Genomic DNA, 19,110 nt, shown 5'->3' with positions numbered 1-19,110 from the left:
GAATGAGTCCATGGACGATCTGACCTCCGAGCTCACCGCCGCACTGCTGGCCCGCACCTCGTGCGCGATCGTGGGCCGTCCGGGCACCGGCAAGACGAGTCTGCTCACCGAGGTCTACGGCCGTCTCGTCGCTTCGACCGATCCGTCCTCCGTCCTCGTCCTCACCCCCGACCGCGACCATGCCGACGTCCTGCGCAACACCCTGCCCGTGCCCGCCGAGGCGGTGCTCCGGGCCGCCCCCGCCAGGAGTCTGTCCTCGTTCGCCTACGGCCTGGTCCGAGCCGCGCATGCGACGGCGACGGGGGAGGACCTCGAGTTCGTCTCCGGAGCCGACCAGGACGTCTTCCTCGCCGACCTCCTCGCCGGACACGAAGCCGGGCACGGGCGCCGGCCCGCATGGCCCGCCGACATCACCGCCGAGGTGCGCGCCACCTCGGCGTTCCGCACCGAGGTCCGGGATGCGCTCAACCGGGTCATGGAGTTCGACTTCGGCGTCCGCACGCCCGCGCCCACCGAGGCTGGGGAGTTCGTCTTCGACTCCGGTCTGGGCGCCCTCGACCGGGTGCTCGCCGCCCGCCCCGACCCGCGGTGGGCGGCGCTGCGCTCCGTGCTCGAGGAGTACCTCGACATCATGAGCATGCCCGGCTACGGCGGCATCGACTCGGCCACCGTGCTCGCCCGGGCGGCGTTCGAGGTCCTTCGCGAACCCGCCGAGGTGACCGCGGGCCGGCCGTGGTCGTTCGCTCCCGACCGTCTGCCCGCAGTCGTCCTCGCCGACGGCGTCCAGGACTTCCCCGCCGCGAGCTGGGGGCTGCTCGAGGCGCTGCGCGAGCGCGGATGCGCGCTCGCGCTCTTCGGCACGCCCGAGACCGTCACGGGTCGCTTCCACGGCGCCGATGCCTCGGTGCTCGACCGTGCCGCCGCCTCCCGCGCCCACACGACGGTCGTCCTCACCGAGGTGCACGGAGCCGCACCGGACCTGAGCGAGGTCTGCGACGACTTCGGGGCGCGCATCACCACCCGGTGGGCGCTCGGGCACATGCCCCGACCGCAGTCGGCCGGGGCCCCAGGAGAGTCGGAGGTGATCGGGACGCCGCGAGAGACGGCCGCAGCGGGAACGCCAGGAGAGGCAGAGGCGGTCGAGGCGCATGTCTTCTCCGGCGCCGCTTCACAGCATCGGTACCTCTCCCGCCGCATCGCCGAATACGTCGCCGACGGTCATGCGCACTCCGATGTCGCCGTCATCTGCCGCAACGCCTCGACCGCCCGGGTCATGGCGGGCGAACTCCAGGCGGCGGGCACGCCGACGGCGACGATCGTCCAACCTCTCAACGTCGACCCGGCCACCGCGCCGCTGCTCGAGCTGCTCACCCACGCCCCGGGACTCGACCGCGACGAGACGCTCACGGCGATCGCCCTCGAACTGGCCGGCAGCGTCTACATCCGCCTCGACCCGGTCGCGCAGCGTCGGTTCCGCCGACTCGTGCGCACGCGCTTCCCCGCCCCCGACAGCACCGCCTCACTCGCGCTGGCGCTGCGCAGCACCGAGGACGTCACGGACATCCCGGGACTCTCCACCCTCTCCCGCATGCTGCGGGCAGCCGCCGAGCACGCCGAGGCCGATCCGCACACGGCGCTGTGGGCGATCTGGGACGCCTCCGGCGTCGCCGACCGGTGGCAGACCGAAGCGCTGCGCGACCCCGACGGGCCGGCCGGGGCGCGCCTCGACTCCGTGCTGCGGCTGTTCACGCTGGCCGAGAAGATCGCCGACCGCGGCGGCTTCACCGCACGGTCGTTCGCGGGCATCGTCGCCGAACAGGACATCGCGCAGGACTCTCTGGCCCGCACGGCCGGCTTCGCCGACCATGTGCGCGTGGGCACTCCGGCTTCGCTCGCGCACGTGCGGGTCCCGTGCGTCATCATCGCCGAGGTCGACGAAGGCGTGTGGCCGAACCCCAAGCTGCGCGGTGGGATGCTCGGCCTCGGCGACCTCGTCGCGCTGCTCGGCGGCGACGACCCGATCACCGCCGAGCCCGGCTACCACGCACACGCGAAGCGGACGAACCTCCGTGAGGAGGCCGAGCTGTTCTACACCGCGCTCACCCGCGCCTCGGAGCATGTCATCGTCACCGCGCTCTCCGACGCCGAACGCTCACCCTCGGCGTTCTTCGACGTCATCGCCGCCGGCACCCAGCGGGGCACCTCGGGAGTCGACGGGTATGCGATCACCGACGAGGACGAACTGCCGCCGCTCGGTCTCACCGAGATCGCCTCGCTCGCCCGAGCCCACCTGCTCACCGCGGCCAGGGACGCCGGCATAGGGGACAGACCAGCTGGCGAGGGGCAGGCTGGGGACGGGCAGGCCGGCAACGAGCTCGCTGGGGCAGGGTCGGCCGGAGTAGGGCTGGCCGCACCGGACGAGCGGACACGGCAGTGGGCGCAGCTGAGCGCAGCGCTCACCGCCGCCGGCGCCGAGACAGGGACCCCGGAGGAATGGCGGGAGGCGGAGGACATCAGCTCCACCGCCCCGCTCTTCGCCGCCGACGACGTCGTGACGATCTCGCCCTCCCAGGTCGAGACGTTCTCCGACTGCTCCCTGCGCTGGTTCCTCACCCGCCACGGCGGCGACCGCGGAGCCACCACCGCGCAGAACCTCGGCACGATCCTCCACGCCGCGGCCGAACACCACCCCGAAGGACCCACCTCGGCGATCCGCGACTACGTCGACCGCGAGTTCGCGACCCTCGACTTCCCCACCGACTGGGAGCGCGAACGCGAGCACACGACGGCGATGGCCATGGTCGACCGCCTCGGCGAGTACATCGACAACGCCCCGGGCACGGTCCTCGGCGTCGAAGCCCGCGTGTATGCGACCGGGATCGACGACCTCGGTCAGGAGTGGAAGGTCACCGGCCGACTCGACCGGGTCGAAGACGTCGGCGACGGCGTGCGCATCGTCGACTTCAAGACGGGCAAGGTGGTCCCCGCCGGAGCCGAGATGGCCCGGCACGCCCAGCTCGGCGTCTATCAGGAGGCGGTCGACCAAGGCCTCCTCGAACTCCCCGACGGCCGGACGGTCGATGCGGTCTCGGCCGGAGCCGAACTCGTCTTCCTCAGGCGCACCGGCGGAACGACCCGGCTCCAGGGCGCAGTGAGCGCCGACGACGACCCCGAGTGGGCGAGGCAGCTCATCGGAGAGGTCTCCGCGGGCATGCGCGCCGCCCACTTCCCGGCCCGCGTCGAAGCGGCCACGTGCCAGACCTGCCCGGTCCGCTCCTCGTGCCCGGCCATCGGACCCCACATGCTGGAGGACCCTTCATGAGATTCAGCGCCGACGACCTCGCTCGCCTCACCGCAGCCGAGCCCGCCCGCGCGTTCGGGCCGAGCGAGGAGCAGCGCAGGATCATCGAAGCCGACCCAGAGGCCTCGATGAAGGTGACTGCGGGCGCCGGCTCGGGCAAGACGACCGTGATCTCCCAACGCGTCGTCTGGCTCGTCGCCAACGGGCACGTCGCCGCCGAGGAGATCCTCGGACTCACATTCACGCGCAAGGCCGTGGGGGAGCTCGGCAGCCGGATCCGGGTGCTGCTCTCACGGCTGCGGCACAACCTCGGCGAGGACTCCGCACTCAGCCTGCCCGGCCTCGACTATCCGACCGTCTCGACGTACAACTCGTATGCCGCTGCCATCGTCGGCGAGCACGGGGCGAGCATCGGCATCGAACCCGAGACGGTGCTCCTCGACGAGGCCGCCGCGCACACGATCGCCGCCGAGGTCCTCGATGCGGCCGGTCCCGAGGACATACCCGGAAGCTATGCCCGGGACACGATGATCGCCGACATCATCGACTTCGCGGGGGCGATGAACGATCACGGGCGCGAGGTCCCCGAGGTCACCGGGTACCTCGAGGAGTGCCTGGCAGCCCTCGTGTCCTCGAAGGGCAAGCCCGTCGACCCGAACGGACGCCGCCGGAGACTCGAGGAGAAGAAGCGGCTGGCCGTCCTCGCCGGAGAGTACATGGCCGCGAAACGACGACACCTGGCCATGGACTTCTCCGATCAGGTCCGCTTCGCCCAGCGGATCGTCGACGAGGTGCCGCAGGCCCTGGCCGCCGAACGGGCCCGCTGGCGGATCGTCCTCCTCGACGAGTTCCAGGACACCTCGGTCGCCCAGCTCACCCTCCTCTCCACCCTCTTCGGTGGCAGCGCCGTCACCGCCGTCGGCGACCCCCGGCAGGCGATCTACGGCTGGCGGGGAGCGAGCGCGGACAACATGATCCGGTTCGAGACCGATTTCACCGACGTCCGCTCCCTGACACTGAGCACAAGCTGGCGCAACGACGCCTCGATCCTCACCGTGGCCAACCGAATCGCCGACGGGCTCGGCGGCCGGCAGGAGACTCCGCTGTCCACGCGCCCCGATGCGGGAGTCGGCGAAGTCGTCGTCGACGTCTCCTCCGGAGCCCACGACGAGACATACCTCACGGCGGGACTGCGCAGCCTCACCGATTGGGTGGCCTCCCTGCCCGCCGGGTCGTCGACGGCGGTGCTCTGCCGCAAACGCGCCCATTTCGCCCCGGTGAGCGCGGCCCTGGAGGCCGCCGGGTTCGCCGTCCACGTCCACGGCTCCTCCGGTCTGCTCGCCGACCCGTACGTCGCGGACCTGCGGGCCGTGCTCTCAGCCGCCGTCGACCCCATGGCCGGAGACGAGGTCATGCGTCTGCTCAGCGGCCGCCTCCTCGGCCTCGGCGCGACCGACATCGCCGCACTCGCGCGATTCACCCGCCGGCAGGCGGAGCGACGCAGCGTCGCCGACGACGTCGTGCCCGAATCCATCGACGTCCCCACGATCGTCGAGGGCCTCGACGAGCTCATCGACACCCCCGCGAACCGGGAGACGGGTCTGAGCCCGACCGCCCAAGAGCGCCTCGTCCGCTTCGCCCGGGCCCTGCGTGCGGTGCGTTCGGGGTCGGGAACGGTCACCTCGGTGGTGCGCACGGCACTCGACGAGACCGGCATCGACTCCGACATCTGGGGGCTCAGCGATGCGCTGCGCCGACTCCACCGGCAGGCGATCGACGGCTTCCTCTCCGCCGCCGCGCAGTACTCCGCCGCAGTGGAGCGCCCGAGCGTGCCGGGGTTCCTCGAATGGCTCTCCCTCATGGAGGCCAAGGACGCCCTCAGCGTTGCCGAACCCACCGTCGCCCCCGGCGCGGTCAACGTCATGACCGTCCACGCCTCGAAGGGCCTCGAGTTCGATGCCGTCGCCGTGCCCTCGCTCGTCGTCAAGGACTTCCCGACCGAACCGCGGGACAAGGAAGGGTGGATGGGGCGGACCTCCCTGCCCTATCCGCTGCGCGGGGATTGGACGCACCTCGTCAGGTTCGACCTCAGGGAGGCGCAGTTCGAGACGAAGAAGGCCCTCGACGAATGGGTGAACGAGTTCATCCGGCCTGAGATCGCCGACGCCCACGAACAGGAGGAGCGGCGCTTGGCCTACGTCGCGTTCACCCGCGCGAAGCATCATCTGTGGCTCGGAGCCGAACTCATGGGCTCCCGCTCCACCCCGGACGAGCTCTCCCCGTTCCTCACCGAGGCTGTGGCGGCCGCCGGTCTGTCCCCGGAGATCCCGGAACCGGCGGAGGAGACCGCGGCCGATCGGATCGAGACGAGCATCTGGCCGGTGCCGCGGGAGAACCGGGTCGCGTCGGCACGTCTGGCCGGGTCCTGGGTGGAGAGTGCGGGCAGGCCCGACCTCGCTGCGCTGGCCCGCGGAGACTCGGAGGTCGCGGTCCTCGCCCGCCGGGCCCAGCGCATCCTCACCCAGCCGGTGCCGAGTGCTGCGGGCAGGCTTCCCGATCGGCTCTCGGCGACCGACCTCGTCTCGTGGCGGCGGGACCCCGAGTCGTTCCGCACCCGGACCCTGCGGCCGGTCCCGGAACCCCCGAGCCGGGCGGCGGAGATCGGCACGAGCTTCCATGCGTGGGTCGAACGGCACTTCGGGCAGGCGAGCATCGACGTCGACGACGATGAGGTCGCACGCCCGGGCGACACTGCTCTGCTCGAACGCCTCCAGGAGACGTTCCTCGCCTCGGCGTTCGCGAGCCGACAGGCCGCGGAGATCGAGATGTCCTTCGAACTCGTCCTCGGCCGGTTCCGCGTGCCGGGGAAGATCGACGCCGTCTTCATCACAGGGGACCACGCGGAGGTCGTCGACTGGAAGACCTCGAAGACCCCGGACGCGCAGACGCTCGAGGTGATGAAGTGGCAGCTCGCGCTCTACCGGTTCGCCGTCCAGCGCGTCCACCCCGAGGTCTCAGAGGTGACGGGGACCTTCTACTTCGTCGGCAGCGACGAGGTCGTCAGCGTCACCGATCTCCCCGACGAAGAGGAGGTGATCGCCTGGCTCGACGCCCACGACTGACGGGTCAGTCGCGGGCGGTCCCGCCCGAGGGCCCTTCGGCGGTCGAGCCTTCGGCGATGTCCTGGTTCGACGACCCTTCGGCGACGTCGTCGGCGGACACCGGAGCTGTGGGCACGTCCGAACCGTCGGGGCGCAGCAGCACCTGATCGAACGAGGTGAGGAGGTCCGCGGCATCCGCGATGGCCTCCTCGTCACCGGAGTCGACGGCCTCGAGCAGCCAGTCGAGCACGGCGAACTCCGCCAGCAGTTCGGCGCGGGTGACGATGTGGTCATCAGCCCTGGGTCGGGAGCTGCGGTACTCGGTGAAGAACGTCGGGACGGCGGCGGGATCGATGAGCGCCGAGGCGGCAGCGAGGTCGATCGCCGGGTCGGACACGCGCATCCGACCGATGTCGGCGAGAGCGAGGACGCGCTCCTCATCGGTGTAGACGCTCGCCTCGTCGAGTGCCCCGTGGATCGGTGTGGCGAGGAAGTGCCAGAGCGCGACCTTCTCGAACTCCTCCTCCCAGTGCTGGAGCAGGGTCGCAGGCACTCGGCCGGTCGCTGCGGCCTGATCGAGACGGTCGAGGATCTGGAACTGGAATCGCGAGGGCTCCTCGACGGGGAACCCGGCGTCGGAGATCGGTTCGGGGGCGGCGGAGTGGATCGTCGCGAGCGTCTGGGCGAGCGAACTCGCGCGGGCCACATCGGCGATCGGCTCATCGCCGACCGGAGCGCCCGGCAGCGGGTCGGACAGCGTCACGGTCACCGGGGACGGGGTCGCGAAGACGCTCTCCTCGACCTCGGTGATCGCCCGCAGATGGGGCCACGTGAAGTCGGCGTGCGGGTACGCGGACTCGTAGATGCGGGCCGCCTCGGCAGTCGATCCGGCGTCGGCGGAGCGGTCGATGCGCGTATGCGCAGTGGCGACGTACTCGGTCTGCCCGTCGGTGATGAGGATCCTCACACCGGCATCGAGCGGCGGCAGGGAGGTCCATGTCGTCGGGGAGAAATCGTCGAGCATCGTCGCTGCGACTGCTGCCAACTTGAGCGCCTTCGTATCCACCTTCCCCAATGTACCGTCTGCAGTCTCCGCAGCCCCGGGATTCGGGTGCTGAGCGTGTCAGGCGCGTCAGGGGGCTGAGTTATCGTGGAAGCCATGGAACCGCTGCCCCCGATCACGCCTGTCAGTCTCGCCCGGCAGGGCATCGATCGCGATCATCTCGGACGCGGCAGCGACGGTGACCTGGGTGAGGTGTGGGCGGCCGGGGCACTGGCGGTCTTCGAACATCGCGGTTCGCTGCTCGTCGCCCGCGGCGGTCTCCTCCGCGCCGACCACACGCTCGTCCCCGCCGACCAGACCGAGCTCTACCTCGGCCGCGACGGGACCCAGCGCTTCATCGGGATCGGCCTCGACGATGCCGGGCGCAGCACACTCGACACGACTCTGGCCGCCTCGAGGGCCCGCGACGCCACCGACCTGCTCACCGCCCCCGGCTCCGGCATCGACAGCGCCGAACCCGTGTGGCTGCCGCTGCGGGAGCTCGCCGAGGCGCTCGACGACGTCGACGTGTCCCTGGCCTGCGAGCTCGTCGCCGTGAGCAACTGGCACCGCGCCCACCCATTCTCCCCGCTCACCGGCACCCCGACCGAACCGGTCGCAGGCGGCTGGGTGCGCCGGGACCCGGAGACCGGCAGCGAGCACTTCCCGCGCACCGACCCGGCCGTCATCGTCGTCATCGTCCACACCGACGAGGACGGCGTCGAACGCGTTCTGCTGGGCAACAACGCCGCGTGGCCGGCCGACCGGTTCTCCCTCCTCGCCGGCTTCGTCGAACCGGGGGAGACACTGGAGAACGCGGTGATCCGGGAGATCTGGGAGGAGGCGCACCTGCCGGTGACCAACCCGCGCTACCTCGGCTCCCAGCCGTGGCCCTTCCCGTGCTCGCTCATGCTCGGGTTCTCCGCCGAGGCGACGACCATGGACTTCGCCGCCGATGAGACGGAGATCGCCTCGCTGCGCTGGTTCACCAGAGAGGAGCTGGCCGCTGACATCGCCGCCGGCCGGGTGAGCGCACCGGGCACCGTCTCGATCGCCGGGCAGCTTCTGCACGCCTGGCTGGAGAACGCGTGAACGCTCGAGCCGCCGGCCTCCTCGCCGCCCTCGACGACGAGCAGCGGGAGGTCGCCACCCACTTCTCCTCCCCGGTCATCGTCCTCGCCGGGGCCGGCACCGGAAAGACCCGGGCGATGACGCACCGCATCGCCTACGGCATCGCCACCGAGGTCTTCCCCGCCACCCAGGTCCTCGCCCTCACCTTCACCGCGAAGGCGGCCGGAGAGATGCGGGCCCGGCTGCGATCACTCGGGGTGCCTGCCGTGCAGGCGCGCACCTTCCACTCCGCCGCCCTGCGTCAGCTGCGGTTCTTCTGGGACCGCTTCGCCACCGGGGACTTCCCGCGCATCATCGAGAACAAGACGGGCGTGCTCGCCTCAGTGATGCAGGAGCTCGGGATCGAGGTCAGCCGGGAGCTGACCCGCGATGTCGCCGCGGAGATCGAGTTCGCCGCGGCCTCCCTGCTCGGCATCGCCGACTATGCGACGAAGGCGCAGGCCAGGGACCTTCCCGGCGACCTCGGAGTCGAGGACATGGTCCGCATCGCCGAAGCCTACTCGGAGGCGAAGACCCGCGGACGCCTCCTCGACTTCGAAGACGTCCTCCTCGTCCTCGACGGTGTGCTCGCCGAGTACCCGGCGATCGCCGCGGAGATCCGGCAGCAGTACCGGCACTTCGTCGTCGACGAGTTCCAGGACGTCTCACCGCTCCAGTTCGACCTGCTCTCCCGGTGGCTGGGACCCAGGGAGAACCTCTGCGTCGTCGGCGACCCCGCACAGACGATCTACTCCTTCGCCGGTGCCGACGCCTCCCTCCTCGAGGCGCTGCCGTCGACCCTGCCGTCGGCGACGACGATTCGCCTCGTGCGCAACTACCGGTCGACGCAGTCGATCGTGACAACGGCCAACAGCCTGCTGCGCCACACCTCGCGCACCGCACTGAGCCTGCGCACCGACAATCCCGAGGGCAGGCCGCCGCGGATGACCGAGTACCCCACCGACGAAGCGGAGGCCCTCGGCGTCGTCCAGGCCATCACCGCCGAGGTGCGGGCGGGTCGCCGCCCCCGCGACATCGCGGTCCTCTTCCGCACCAACGGGCAGAGCCCCGCCTACGAGCAGGCGCTCACGGGCGCCGGGATCCCGTATGTGCTGCGCGGCGGGGAGCGCTTCTTCGCCCGCAAGGAGGTCAAGGAGGCCGTCCTCATGCTCCGGGCGGCCCGTGCCGCCGCCGGGGCCAGACCGCTGCCGGAGATCGTCGCCGAGGTGCTCGTGAGCGCCGGCTTCGCGCGCACTCCTCCGCCGCCCGGCGCGAGCCGACAGAGATGGGAGTCGCTCAAAGCCCTCGTCGATCTCGCCGAGACCCATCAGGCGGCCTCGGAGCTGCCCGTGCCGCTCGAGGACTTCCTCGCCGACCTCGCCGACCGTGCCGAACACCAGTTCGCCCCCGACATCGAAGGAGTGACGCTCGCGTCGTTCCACGCGGCCAAAGGCCTCGAATGGGACAGCGTCCACCTCGTCGGACTCAGCGAAGGACTGCTGCCGATCAGCTACGCCCAGACCCCGCGGGCCATCGCCGAGGAGCGTCGGCTCTTCTACGTCGCCCTCACCCGCGCCGGCACCGACCTGTCGCTGAGCTGGTCGCTGGCCAGGCATGAGTCGAAGCAGAAGCCGCGTGCCGCCTCACGGTTCCTCGCCGAACTCGGCCGGGTGGAGTCCGGCCCCGGCAGCGGGCGCAGGCCCAGCGCCACGGTGACGACGAATCGCTGCCGGGTGTGCGGACGCGTCCTCGTCTCCCAGGTCGACCGGTCCCTGGGCCGGTGCGCGAACTGTCCCGGCGAGGTCGACCTCGCCCTCCTCGACCAGCTGCGTCGGTGGCGGGCACGGGTCGGGCTCGAACAGGGGCTGCCGCCCTACCTCGTGCTCACCGACACCTCGCTCTCGGCGATCGCCGAGATGCGTCCGAGCGACCTCGGCGCCCTGGCACGGGTGCCCGGGGTCGGGGCGACGAAGCTCGAACTCTACGGCGCGAGCCTACTGCGCCTGCTCGCCGGTTAGGTCGAGGCCCGGTACCGGCACCCGGCAGTGACAGCGCGGGTGGAAGTCGAGGAGGTCATCATCGGCGAGACCGGTGCGCAGATCCACCCTCCGGCACACCGCGTCCGCGGTGTCCGTGAGCAGGGCGCGACGCAGCACGAGGGCGAGGTGGACGGCCCCGACACCGGGGGAGAGCGGGTCGCCGAGTTCGTCCCGGTCGCTGAGCGCCCTGATCCGCGGGTACTGGTCGAACCAGTCCGCATCGAGGTCCTTGAACCCGAGGCACGCGCAGATCGTGCACGGAGTGCGCCCCGGTCGGACCAGTCCGGTGATCGTCACGGTGAACTCCCCGCACACGATCTGGCAGTGGTCGATCTCCCGGTCGACGAGCCACGTGGCGGAGTGGAGATCGGGCACGAGATGCGCGGTGGAGACGACGACGGGCCGGCCGAGCACCTCGACGTCCTCGACCCTCGTCGCCTGCGAGACCGCGAATCCGGCGAGTGACAGCTGGTGGGCGACGGGTGCGCGGAGGGGACCGAGGACGCTGACCGGCCGGGCGGCGAAGACGCCCGTGACCTCGCCGGGCGGGCGGCGGAACAGTCGCGCGGTCGACAGTGACCGCGAGCCCTTGGCGACCGCCGAGGCATCGGCATCCATGAGGACGTCGGCCTCGGCGAGCAGGGAGATCAGCGACGTGGCTCGCGCGAGATCGATGCCGAGCTCCTGCGCGCGGGCATGGAACTGGGCCGAGCCCAACCCCATGCGCAGGTCGTCGATGAGTGAGGCCTCGGCGGGGAGGAGTCCGTCGATGAGGACGGGATCCTCGACGCCGAACTGCAGGCAGGTATGGCTGCGCCATGTGATCGGCACGCTCGGACAGATCCTCAGCATCGGGCACCTCATCGTCGGTTCGGGCCATCAACGCTAGTGACTGCGCGTCCCGAGCGCCAGGGTGTGCTCAAGTCTGTGGAAAAGCCTGTGGAAAAACGGAAGAGGACAGGCCGGAAAGTGCTTCCGACATGCCCTCAACCGCATTGTGCCCCAGGCGCTCGCGGTGACTCGTGCGGCTTCCCCTTCCGCACGCATCTCCGGGTTTTCCGGGGTCAAACATAGAACCTATGCCCCATTCCCGGCCCCGTCAATGGCGCTTCGGGCCGCCGCGACGCCCGTGTCTGTGGATAAGGTGTGGACAAGCCGCGAACGGCTGTGGAGGACCACCGTGAGGCGAGCGGACCGGGAATCGATCCCCTCCGGATGAATGCGTAGGTCACTTCCGATGCCGGACGATCCCGACCGGTGCGGAGGTCTGTGGACACACGCTCGTCGACACCGCGCACGGATACTCAGGAAACTCACAAGTAACACCGCGGCGGTCTCTCGTGTCAGTGCGCCTCCCTATCATGGGGGAATGGCAGCAGTAGACCGGTGGACGGAAGAGCGAGTGCTGCGGGCGATCGCCCGCGGCGAGATCGTGGTGCGGCGTTCGGCGCGGCGGAAGAAGACGATTGCGGTGTCGAAGGAGATCGACACGTTCGTCCTCAGCGCACCGATCCGCTACAGCGTCGAGTCGAACATCCGGGCGCTCACCGATCTCTTCAACCGGCTCGCCGCGAGAGACCACTCCTCGACCGCCGACCTCGTCGAGCTCGCCGCGGAGCTCAGTCAGCGGTACTTCTCCGGGCGGCTGAGACCGGCCTCTATCAGGTGGGTGACGAATCAGAACCTCAGCCGGTGGGCGTCGACGACGACCTCGACCGGCGACATCAGGATCTCGCATCGGCTGCAGGCAGTGCCCAGGTGGGTGCTCGAGACCGTCATCGTCCATGAGCTCGCGCACCTGCAGATCGGTCCGCACACGAAGGAGTTCCACGCTCTTGCCGATCGGCATCCTCGGCAGGCCGAGGCGAAGCTCTTCCTCGACGGCTTCAGCGCGGGGGAGCGGTTCAGCCGCGGAGCGTGAGCGGTGCCTGTGCGGGCGTAAGCGGCGCCGGTGCGGGCGTGAGCGGTGCAGTCGCGGGACGCGAGCGGTGTCGTGCGGGCGCGGTATCTACGACCGGGTTCGAGCGGTTCAGCGGCGGGGGCTGAGGCCCTTGGGCGCGGCGCGATCGAACTGCTCGACCGCGCTGCGGTAGAGCTGCGGAAGCCTGACGACGAGGTCGGGCATGAGCGCCTCCGGCAGCTGTGAAAGCGGGAACCATGCGACGTCGAGGGACTCCTCGGAGACAGCAGGCAGCTGTGAGACCGGCGCGACGGCGGCGAAGACGACGTCGAAGTGGCGTCGGCACGTGCCGAAGTCCCCGGCCAGGTCATGGACGTGGAGGTCGATGGGGGAGGGGGAGACCCAGGTGAACGAGTCGAGTCCGCTCTCCTCCGCCGCCTCGCGGGAGGCCGCGGCGTGCAGGCTCGAATCCGCGGACTCGAGGTGCCCGCCGAACTGCATCCACCGCCTGGCCCGACGGTGGTGGGTGAGCAGCACCGCCTCGGCGGCGGGATCGACGACGAGGCAGCTCGCGGTCACATGCTCAGCGGTGCCCTCGCGGACGAGTGACGCGGGGCCCGCTGCGGCGAAGAGCTGCGCGAACTCCTCGGCGAACCCTCCGGTGCGCGCGGCGCCGGCGACCTCAGCCCGCGCGGTGTCGAGGGTGATCATTCACTTCTCGTCGCGGTCCGAGGGGGTGTCGTCCTCGCCGGCATCGTCAGTGCCGGAGGCAGGAGCGTCAGGGCCGGCATCGTCGGTGCGGGAGTCCGAATCGACCGCGCCTGAACCCTCGGTCCCGGCAGTCGCGTCGCCCGCGCCTTCGGTCGTGGAACTCGCATCGCCCGTGCTCTCGGTACCCTCCGTGCCCGCGGTGCCGGCGGCTCCCTCGGCGAGGATGCGGCTGAGCGCCTCGTCGAGCGTCGACTCACCTTCCCATTCGGCGCGCCGGCGTTCGCTGTAGCCGAGCGGATCGTCGAGATCCTCCGTCGTCGGCAGCAGGTCGGGGTGCGAGAAGACCTTGTCGCGCGCCTCCGCACCGCCCTGCGTCTCGAGGTAGGCGAAGAGAGCCGCGGCGTCGCGGAGGCGACGCGGGTTGAGCTGGAGTCCCACGAGGGTGGAGAACGTCTTCTCCGCCGGACCTGCCGTCGCCCGTCGACGGCGCAGGGCCTCACGGATCTGCTCGCGGGCCGGCAGCTTCTCGCACGCGGCGTAGACGACGACATCGACCCAGCCGGCGATGACAGCCAGGAGGTTCTCCAAGGTCGTCAGGGCCCGCTTCTGCTCATCGGTGGTCGGCGGGTTGAACAGTCCCTGCCGGATGTTGTCGGACAGATCGGAGATGTTCGAGGGATCGATCGACGATGCCATCTCCTCGATCTGCGAGGTGTCGACCTTGAGTCCCTGCGCATACCGGGTCAGCGCCGTCTCGACCTGCGCACTCAGCCACGGTGCGCGTTCGAACAGGGCGAGATGCGCAAGCTCCTGAGCGGCGAGGTAGATGCGGACCTGGGAGACCTCGACGCCGATCTCCTCGGCGAAGGCGTCGAGGTTGGCCTCGACGAGCACGGCCTGGTCGTGGGGGAGCAGCGGCAGACCCACCTCGGTGCCGGTGAGTACGCTCTCCGAGAGGGCACCGACGGCCTGACCGATCTGCATGGAGAACATCGAATCGCTCATCGTGGAGAACATCGACGAGGCTCCGGCGAGGATGCCCTTCATCTCCTCGGGCATCTGCGTCTGCAGCGTGTCCGTGAGCGCGGTCGACATGTTCTCCTTGATCGGGAGGACGAACCGCTGCCAGCCCGGCATCGTGCGCGTGACCCACTCGGCCCGGGTCAGGGCCGCCGAAGTCCGGTTGGTCACGGGAAGGTCGGTCGCCTCGGCGAGCCAGAGTTCGGAGAGACGGAAAGCGTCGGTGGCGGCATGGCCCGCGTCATCGCTGACGGCCGGATCGGGGGAGGGGACGCTGCGCAGCGCCACCTGGGTCGCCTGTGCCGACGGGTCCGCGCCCTGGCCGAAGAGGCCCTGCATCTGGTTCATGATCGTCGCCATCATCGCGGGATCGATCGAGAAGCCCTGCGCACCGCCGGCACCCTGAGAGCCGTCCCCCTGGCCACCGGGACCGCCCTGGCCGAAGAGCATGCCGAAGATCTGCTCGAACGGGTTCTGCTCGTTGCCGTTGCCGTTGTCATTGGTGTTGTCGTTGCTCATGATCTCACGCGCCTTCACTCGTAGTCATCACCACGTTAACGGTCCTCCCTGTCAGAAGCTTCCCAATCCGGTGCGATGTTCGCACCGGGCGAAAGGAGTCTGGGAAATCGGTGACCGGGATTCAACTAGACTGGTCACGCGGTGCAGCGAAAGGAATACATGTCAGAGAATGCCCCCCGGGCCGTGCCGGTGACGGCACCGTCCCAGCGGAGCCGACCACGTCGACGTTCACCCCGTTTTGCCACAGTGTCCGGCGTCATGACCTATCTCCTCATCGCGCTTGCCGTGCTCCTGCCGGTGCCCTACATGCTTCAGCTGCCGGGGCCGGTGTTCAACACCCTCGGCGACTACCAGGGCAAGCCGATGATCTCGGTCTCCGGTGCGCAGACCTATCCCACCTCCGGTGAGATCGACATGCTCACCGTCGCCGTGAGCGGGGGGCCGGGCCGTGACACCTACGCCTCGCAGGCCCTCGGCGCGCTGCTGCACGGCAAGGAGACGGTCGTGCCCACCGAGGCCTACTACCCGCTCGAGACCACCCGCGAACAGGTCGCGGAATCGAACTCGGTCGAGATGACCTCGAGCCAGGATGTCGCCGTCGCCGCGGCGATGGAGCAGCTGGACAAGCCGTACTCCGTCTCTCTCCTCGTCGACGAGGTGACCCCGGGGGCTCCTGCGGACGGTCAGCTGCGATCGGGTGACCGGATCCTCTCCGTCAACGGCACCTCGCTGAAGTCCGATCCCGAAGCGGCGACGAAGATGAGCCGGACCGTCCGGGACTCGGACTCCGTCGATCTCGTCGTCAGCCGCGACGGCAAGGACGTCAACCTCACACTCACACCCGGCACAGTCGACGGGCGGAAGGCCATCGGCATCACCATGAAGCAGGACTTCGAGTTCCCCGTCGATGTCACGTTCAACGTCGACGGCATCGGCGGACCCTCTGCCGGAACGATGTTCGCCCTCGCGATCGTCGACGAACTCACACCGGGAGCCATGACCGGGGGCAAGCATGTCGCCGGCACCGGCGAGATCACCCCGTCCGGCCAGGTCGGACCCATCGGCGGTGCCCGTCAGAAAGTGGCCGCCGCGACCGCGAAGGGCGCGAAGCTCTTCCTCTCTCCGGCCGGCAACTGCGCCGAGGTCATCGCCGCGGCCGACCAGTCGAAGATCACCGTTGCACGCATCGACACCCTCGACGACGCCCAGAACGCCGTCGAAGGCTTCGCCGCCGGCGACACGTCAGCACTGAAGACGTGCCCGGCAGGCGAGACCACCAATGAGAAAGGGAAGCAGTGAGCACTTCGTCCTCACCCACCTCCGCCAAACTGCCCGGATCGGGTTCCAAGCGTTCCCCCCTGCTGCTCACCCTCGTGTCGGTGGCGATCCTGCTCGTCGCCTTCATCGCCTTCACCCAGGTCTACACCGAGGTGCTGTGGTTCGGTCAGCTCGGGGCCTCCGACGTCTTCCGCACAATGTGGTTCACCCGCGGTCTGACCTTCCTCGGCGGCTTCATCGTCATGGCCGTGCCGGTGTGGCTGAGCCTGCACCTGGCCTACCGCAACCGCCCCGTCTACGCGCCCACGACGCCGCGGCAGGAGAACCTCGACCGCTACCGTGAGGCCATCGAGCCTCTGCGCCGCGTCGCGACCCTGGCGATCCCCGCCGTCGTCGGCATCCTCGCCGGCATCACCGCCTCCTCCCAGTGGAGCACGGTGCTCCAGTGGATGAATGCGAGCTCGTTCGGGGAGTCCGACCCGCAGTTCGGCATCGACAAGTCCTTCTTCGTCTTCGTCCTGCCGGGACTGCGCCTCATCGGCGACCAACTCGGCATGGCCCTCGTCCTCTCGCTCATCGCCGCCCTCGTCGCGCACTACCTCTTCGGCGGCATCCGCCCCGGCGACCAGCGGGGCATCGTGCTGACGAAGACCGCCCAGTGGCAGATCGGCATCACCGTCGCCGTCCTCGTCCTCGTCCAGGCCGGCCGCCTGTGGCTGGCCCGTTACGACCGGCTCACCGCGACCGGCGGCATCGTGCCCGGCGCGACCTACGTCGACGACCGAGCCGCCCTGCCGGCGATGGCGATCGTCGCGATCGCCGCGGTGCTCGTCGCCCTTCTCTTCGTCTACACGGCGTGGAAGGGCAACTGGCGGATCTCGATCATCGCGACCCTCACGCTCCTCGTCCTCGGCGGCGTCTCGATCATCGCCTACCCGGCGCTCGTCCAGCAGTTCCAGGTCAACCCCTCGCAGCAGAGCCTCGAGTCGGAGTATATTCAGCGCAACATCGACGCCACCCGGGAGGCCTTCGACTTCCAGGACATCGAGGTCACCCCTTACGAACCGAGCACGAGTGGTGAGAAGGGGGCGCTGCGCTCGGATGCGGAGACCGCGGCATCCATCCGCCTGCTTGATCCCAACCTCGTCTCCGACACCTTCCGCCAGTTGCAGCAGGTGCGTCCCTACTACTCGTTCCCCGCCCAGCTCGACGTCGACCGCTACAACATCGACGGACAGATGCGCGACACCGTCATCGCGGTGCGTGAGCTCAGCCCCGCCTCGGTGAACAACCAGAGCTGGTACAACCGGGCGATCGTCTACACGCACGGCTTCGGCGTCGTCGCCGCCAACGGCAACCAGCGCAATCCCGACGGCGAACCGACGTTCATGGAGTCCGACATCCCGCCGAAGGGCGAGTTCCCCGACTACGAGCCGCGCGTGTACTTCGGTGAGAGCTCACCCGAGTACTCGATCGTCGGCGCTCCGGAAGGCGCGACCCCGCGCGAACTCGACTACCCCTCCGACGAAGAGGGCGGATCGGGCCAGGTCAACAACACCTTCCAGGGCAGCGGCGGACCGTCGGTGGGCAATCTGTTCAACCGTCTGGCGTATGCGCTGAAGTACCAGGACGAGCAGATCCTGCTCTCCGACGCGGTCAACTCGAAATCGCAGATCCTCTACGAACGCAACCCGCGTCAGCGCGTGCAGAAGCTCGCGCCCTTCCTCAAGATCGACGGCGACCCGTACCCGGCCGTCGTCGACGGGAAGATCAAGTGGATCCTCGACGGCTACACCACCGCGAAGGACTACCCGTACTCGACTCCGCAGCCGCTGCAGGAGGCGACCGAGGATTCGACGACGGCTTCGGCTCCGGGCACGGTGGCGACACTGCCGGACGAAGAGGTCAACTATATCCGCAACTCCGTGAAGATCACCGTCGATGCCTACGACGGCTCGGTCGACATGTACCAATGGGACAAGAACGATCCGGTGCTCAAGACGTGGATGAAGATCTTCCCCGGCCTCATCCAGTCCTCGGACCAGATGTCCGGTGACCTCATGAGCCACGTCCGCTACCCGGAGGACCTGTTCAAGGTCCAGCGCGAGCTGCTCACCCGTTACCACGTGACGACGGCGAGCGAGTTCTACACGGGTCAGGACTTCTGGGCTCTGCCCACGGATCCGACGAAGAACGCCAACAGCGGACTGACGCAGCCGCCGTTCTACATGACCCTGCAGATGCCGGGCCAGCAGGCGCCGTCGTTTTCGCTCACGAGCTCCTACATCCCGGCCCGCTCCTCGGAGGGCCAGTCGCGGAACAACCTCACCGGGTTCCTCTCCGCTGACGCCGATGCGGGATCGACGAAGGGGCAGATCTCGGAGAACTACGGCAAGCTGCGGCTCCTCCAGCTGCCGCGCAACACGACGGTGCCCGGTCCCGGTCAGGCACAGAACAACTTCAACACCGCGCCCGAGGTCCAGCGCAGCCTCAACCTGCTGCGTCAGGGCGAGTCGCAGGTGCAGAACGGCAACCTGCTCACGCTGCCGCTCGGCGGCGGACTGCTCTACGTGCAGCCCGTCTACGTCCGCTCGGCCGGTGAGACGTCGTACCCGCTGCTTCAGCACGTGCTCGTCGCCTTCGGTGAGAACATCGGCTTCGCGCCGACGCTCGACGAAGCGCTCGATCAGGTGTTCGGCGGCGACTCCGGCGCCCAGGCCGGCGACGCCGGAACCGAGTCCGGCGGCGGTGGGACCTCAGGGACCTCCGGCGGTGAAGGCGGTTCCGGAGCCTCGGACAATAAGAGCCTCAACGACGCGCTCCAGGAGGCTCGCAAGGCCATGGAGGACTCGGACGCCGCGCTCAAGGACGGCAACTTCGAGGAGTACGGCAAGGCGCAGGATCGTCTGCGCAAGGCCATCGAGGATGCGGTGGCCGCCGATCCCTCGATCGCCGAGGACGGCGGAGCCTCGCCGGCTCCGACGACGCCGGCCCCCGAACAGGGCAGCAACTGAGCCGGCGCTGGGCTGAGACAGCGCTGAGCTGAGAGTGGCCGCGGCTCCCGGAGGATTCCTTCGGGAGCCGCGGCC

The 19,110-nt window shown here is 69.6% G+C and carries 11 protein-coding genes; 7 read left to right on the top strand and 4 right to left on the bottom strand.

The genetic code is table 11. The annotated features are described in order from the left end of the window. Nucleotides 1–10 precede the first annotated feature (10 nt). Together AACX88_RS04495 and AACX88_RS04490 are read left to right on the top strand one after the other, a co-directional pair. Entirely contained in the window at nucleotides 11–3,322 is a 3,312-nt protein-coding gene (locus AACX88_RS04495) for a PD-(D/E)XK nuclease family protein (RefSeq protein ID WP_339391901.1), read from the top strand. After that, nucleotides 3,319–6,423 (top strand): ATP-dependent helicase, encoded by a 3,105-nt coding sequence (locus AACX88_RS04490; RefSeq protein WP_339391900.1) that lies wholly within the window; start codon nucleotides 3,319–3,321, stop codon nucleotides 6,421–6,423. Before AACX88_RS04495 ends, AACX88_RS04490 begins: the two co-directional genes overlap by 4 nt. Before the next feature lie 4 nt (nucleotides 6,424–6,427). On the opposite strand, the gene AACX88_RS04485 is transcribed toward AACX88_RS04490, so the two are convergent. After that, complete coding sequence (locus AACX88_RS04485) at nucleotides 6,428–7,468, bottom strand: phosphotransferase (protein WP_339391899.1); 1,041 nt, start codon at nucleotides 7,466–7,468, stop codon at nucleotides 6,428–6,430. Between the two features lie 93 nt (nucleotides 7,469–7,561). On the opposite strand from AACX88_RS04485, the gene nudC reads away from it, so the two are divergent. After that, a complete protein-coding gene (nudC, locus tag AACX88_RS04480) occupies nucleotides 7,562–8,536 on the top strand; it encodes an NAD(+) diphosphatase (protein WP_339391898.1) in 975 nt (324 codons plus the stop codon). Further along, the gene (locus tag AACX88_RS04475) at nucleotides 8,533–10,572 is read left to right on the top strand and encodes an ATP-dependent DNA helicase UvrD2 (protein ID WP_339391897.1); all 2,040 of its coding nucleotides are present in this window, start codon (nucleotides 8,533–8,535) and stop codon (nucleotides 10,570–10,572) included. The genes nudC and AACX88_RS04475 overlap by 4 nt, the downstream gene beginning before the upstream one ends. On the opposite strand, the gene AACX88_RS04470 is transcribed toward AACX88_RS04475, so the two are convergent. Then, a complete protein-coding gene (locus AACX88_RS04470; protein WP_339391896.1) occupies nucleotides 10,549–11,424 on the bottom strand; it encodes a hypothetical protein in 876 nt (291 codons plus the stop codon). The genes AACX88_RS04475 and AACX88_RS04470 overlap by 24 nt on opposite strands. Nucleotides 11,425–11,962: 538 nt before the next feature. Here AACX88_RS04470 and AACX88_RS04465 point away from each other — a divergent pair. After that, complete coding sequence (locus AACX88_RS04465; RefSeq protein ID WP_339391895.1) at nucleotides 11,963–12,514, top strand: M48 metallopeptidase family protein; 552 nt, start codon at nucleotides 11,963–11,965, stop codon at nucleotides 12,512–12,514. A gap of 108 nt (nucleotides 12,515–12,622) precedes the next feature. Here the strand turns inward: AACX88_RS04465 and AACX88_RS04460 are convergent, their stop codons facing one another. Further along, complete coding sequence (locus AACX88_RS04460) at nucleotides 12,623–13,204, bottom strand: NUDIX hydrolase (RefSeq protein WP_339391894.1); 582 nt, start codon at nucleotides 13,202–13,204, stop codon at nucleotides 12,623–12,625. Beyond that, nucleotides 13,205–14,743 carry a zinc-dependent metalloprotease gene (locus tag AACX88_RS04455; protein WP_339391893.1) on the bottom strand — a complete coding sequence of 513 codons (1,539 nt, stop codon included), beginning with the start codon at nucleotides 14,741–14,743 and terminating at the stop codon, nucleotides 13,205–13,207. 258 nt (nucleotides 14,744–15,001) lie between these two features. Between AACX88_RS04455 and AACX88_RS04450 the strand changes: the two genes are divergently transcribed. Continuing rightward, complete coding sequence (locus AACX88_RS04450) at nucleotides 15,002–16,042, top strand: YlbL family protein (protein WP_339391892.1); 1,041 nt, start codon at nucleotides 15,002–15,004, stop codon at nucleotides 16,040–16,042. Beyond that, nucleotides 16,039–19,035, top strand: a complete 2,997-nt coding sequence (locus tag AACX88_RS04445) for a UPF0182 family membrane protein (RefSeq protein ID WP_339391891.1) — start codon at nucleotides 16,039–16,041, stop codon at nucleotides 19,033–19,035. The genes AACX88_RS04450 and AACX88_RS04445 overlap by 4 nt, the downstream gene beginning before the upstream one ends. The last annotated feature ends 75 nt before the right edge of the window (nucleotides 19,036–19,110 follow it).

The sequence above is a fragment of the Brevibacterium metallidurans genome, assembly GCF_037101285.1.
Taxonomy (GTDB): Bacteria; Actinomycetota; Actinomycetes; order Actinomycetales; family Brevibacteriaceae; genus Brevibacterium; species Brevibacterium metallidurans.
This window is presented reverse-complemented; position numbering and strand designations above follow the sequence as displayed.

What these genes read in the sequence shown, in the direction of transcription:
- AACX88_RS04495 (WP_339391901.1), top strand. Translation starts at nt 11, where the DNA reads ATGGACGATCTGACCTCCGAGCTCACCGCCGCACTGCTGGCCCGCACC.
- AACX88_RS04465 (WP_339391895.1), top strand. Translation starts at nt 11,963, where the DNA reads ATGGCAGCAGTAGACCGGTGGACGGAAGAGCGAGTGCTGCGGGCGATC.
- AACX88_RS04460 (WP_339391894.1), bottom strand. Translation starts at nt 13,204, where the DNA reads ATGATCACCCTCGACACCGCGCGGGCTGAGGTCGCCGGCGCCGCGCGC.
- AACX88_RS04450 (WP_339391892.1), top strand. Translation starts at nt 15,002, where the DNA reads ATGACCTATCTCCTCATCGCGCTTGCCGTGCTCCTGCCGGTGCCCTAC.
- AACX88_RS04455 (WP_339391893.1), bottom strand. Translation starts at nt 14,743, where the DNA reads ATGAGCAACGACAACACCAATGACAACGGCAACGGCAACGAGCAGAAC.
- AACX88_RS04490 (WP_339391900.1), top strand. Translation starts at nt 3,319, where the DNA reads ATGAGATTCAGCGCCGACGACCTCGCTCGCCTCACCGCAGCCGAGCCC.
- nudC (WP_339391898.1), top strand. Translation starts at nt 7,562, where the DNA reads ATGGAACCGCTGCCCCCGATCACGCCTGTCAGTCTCGCCCGGCAGGGC.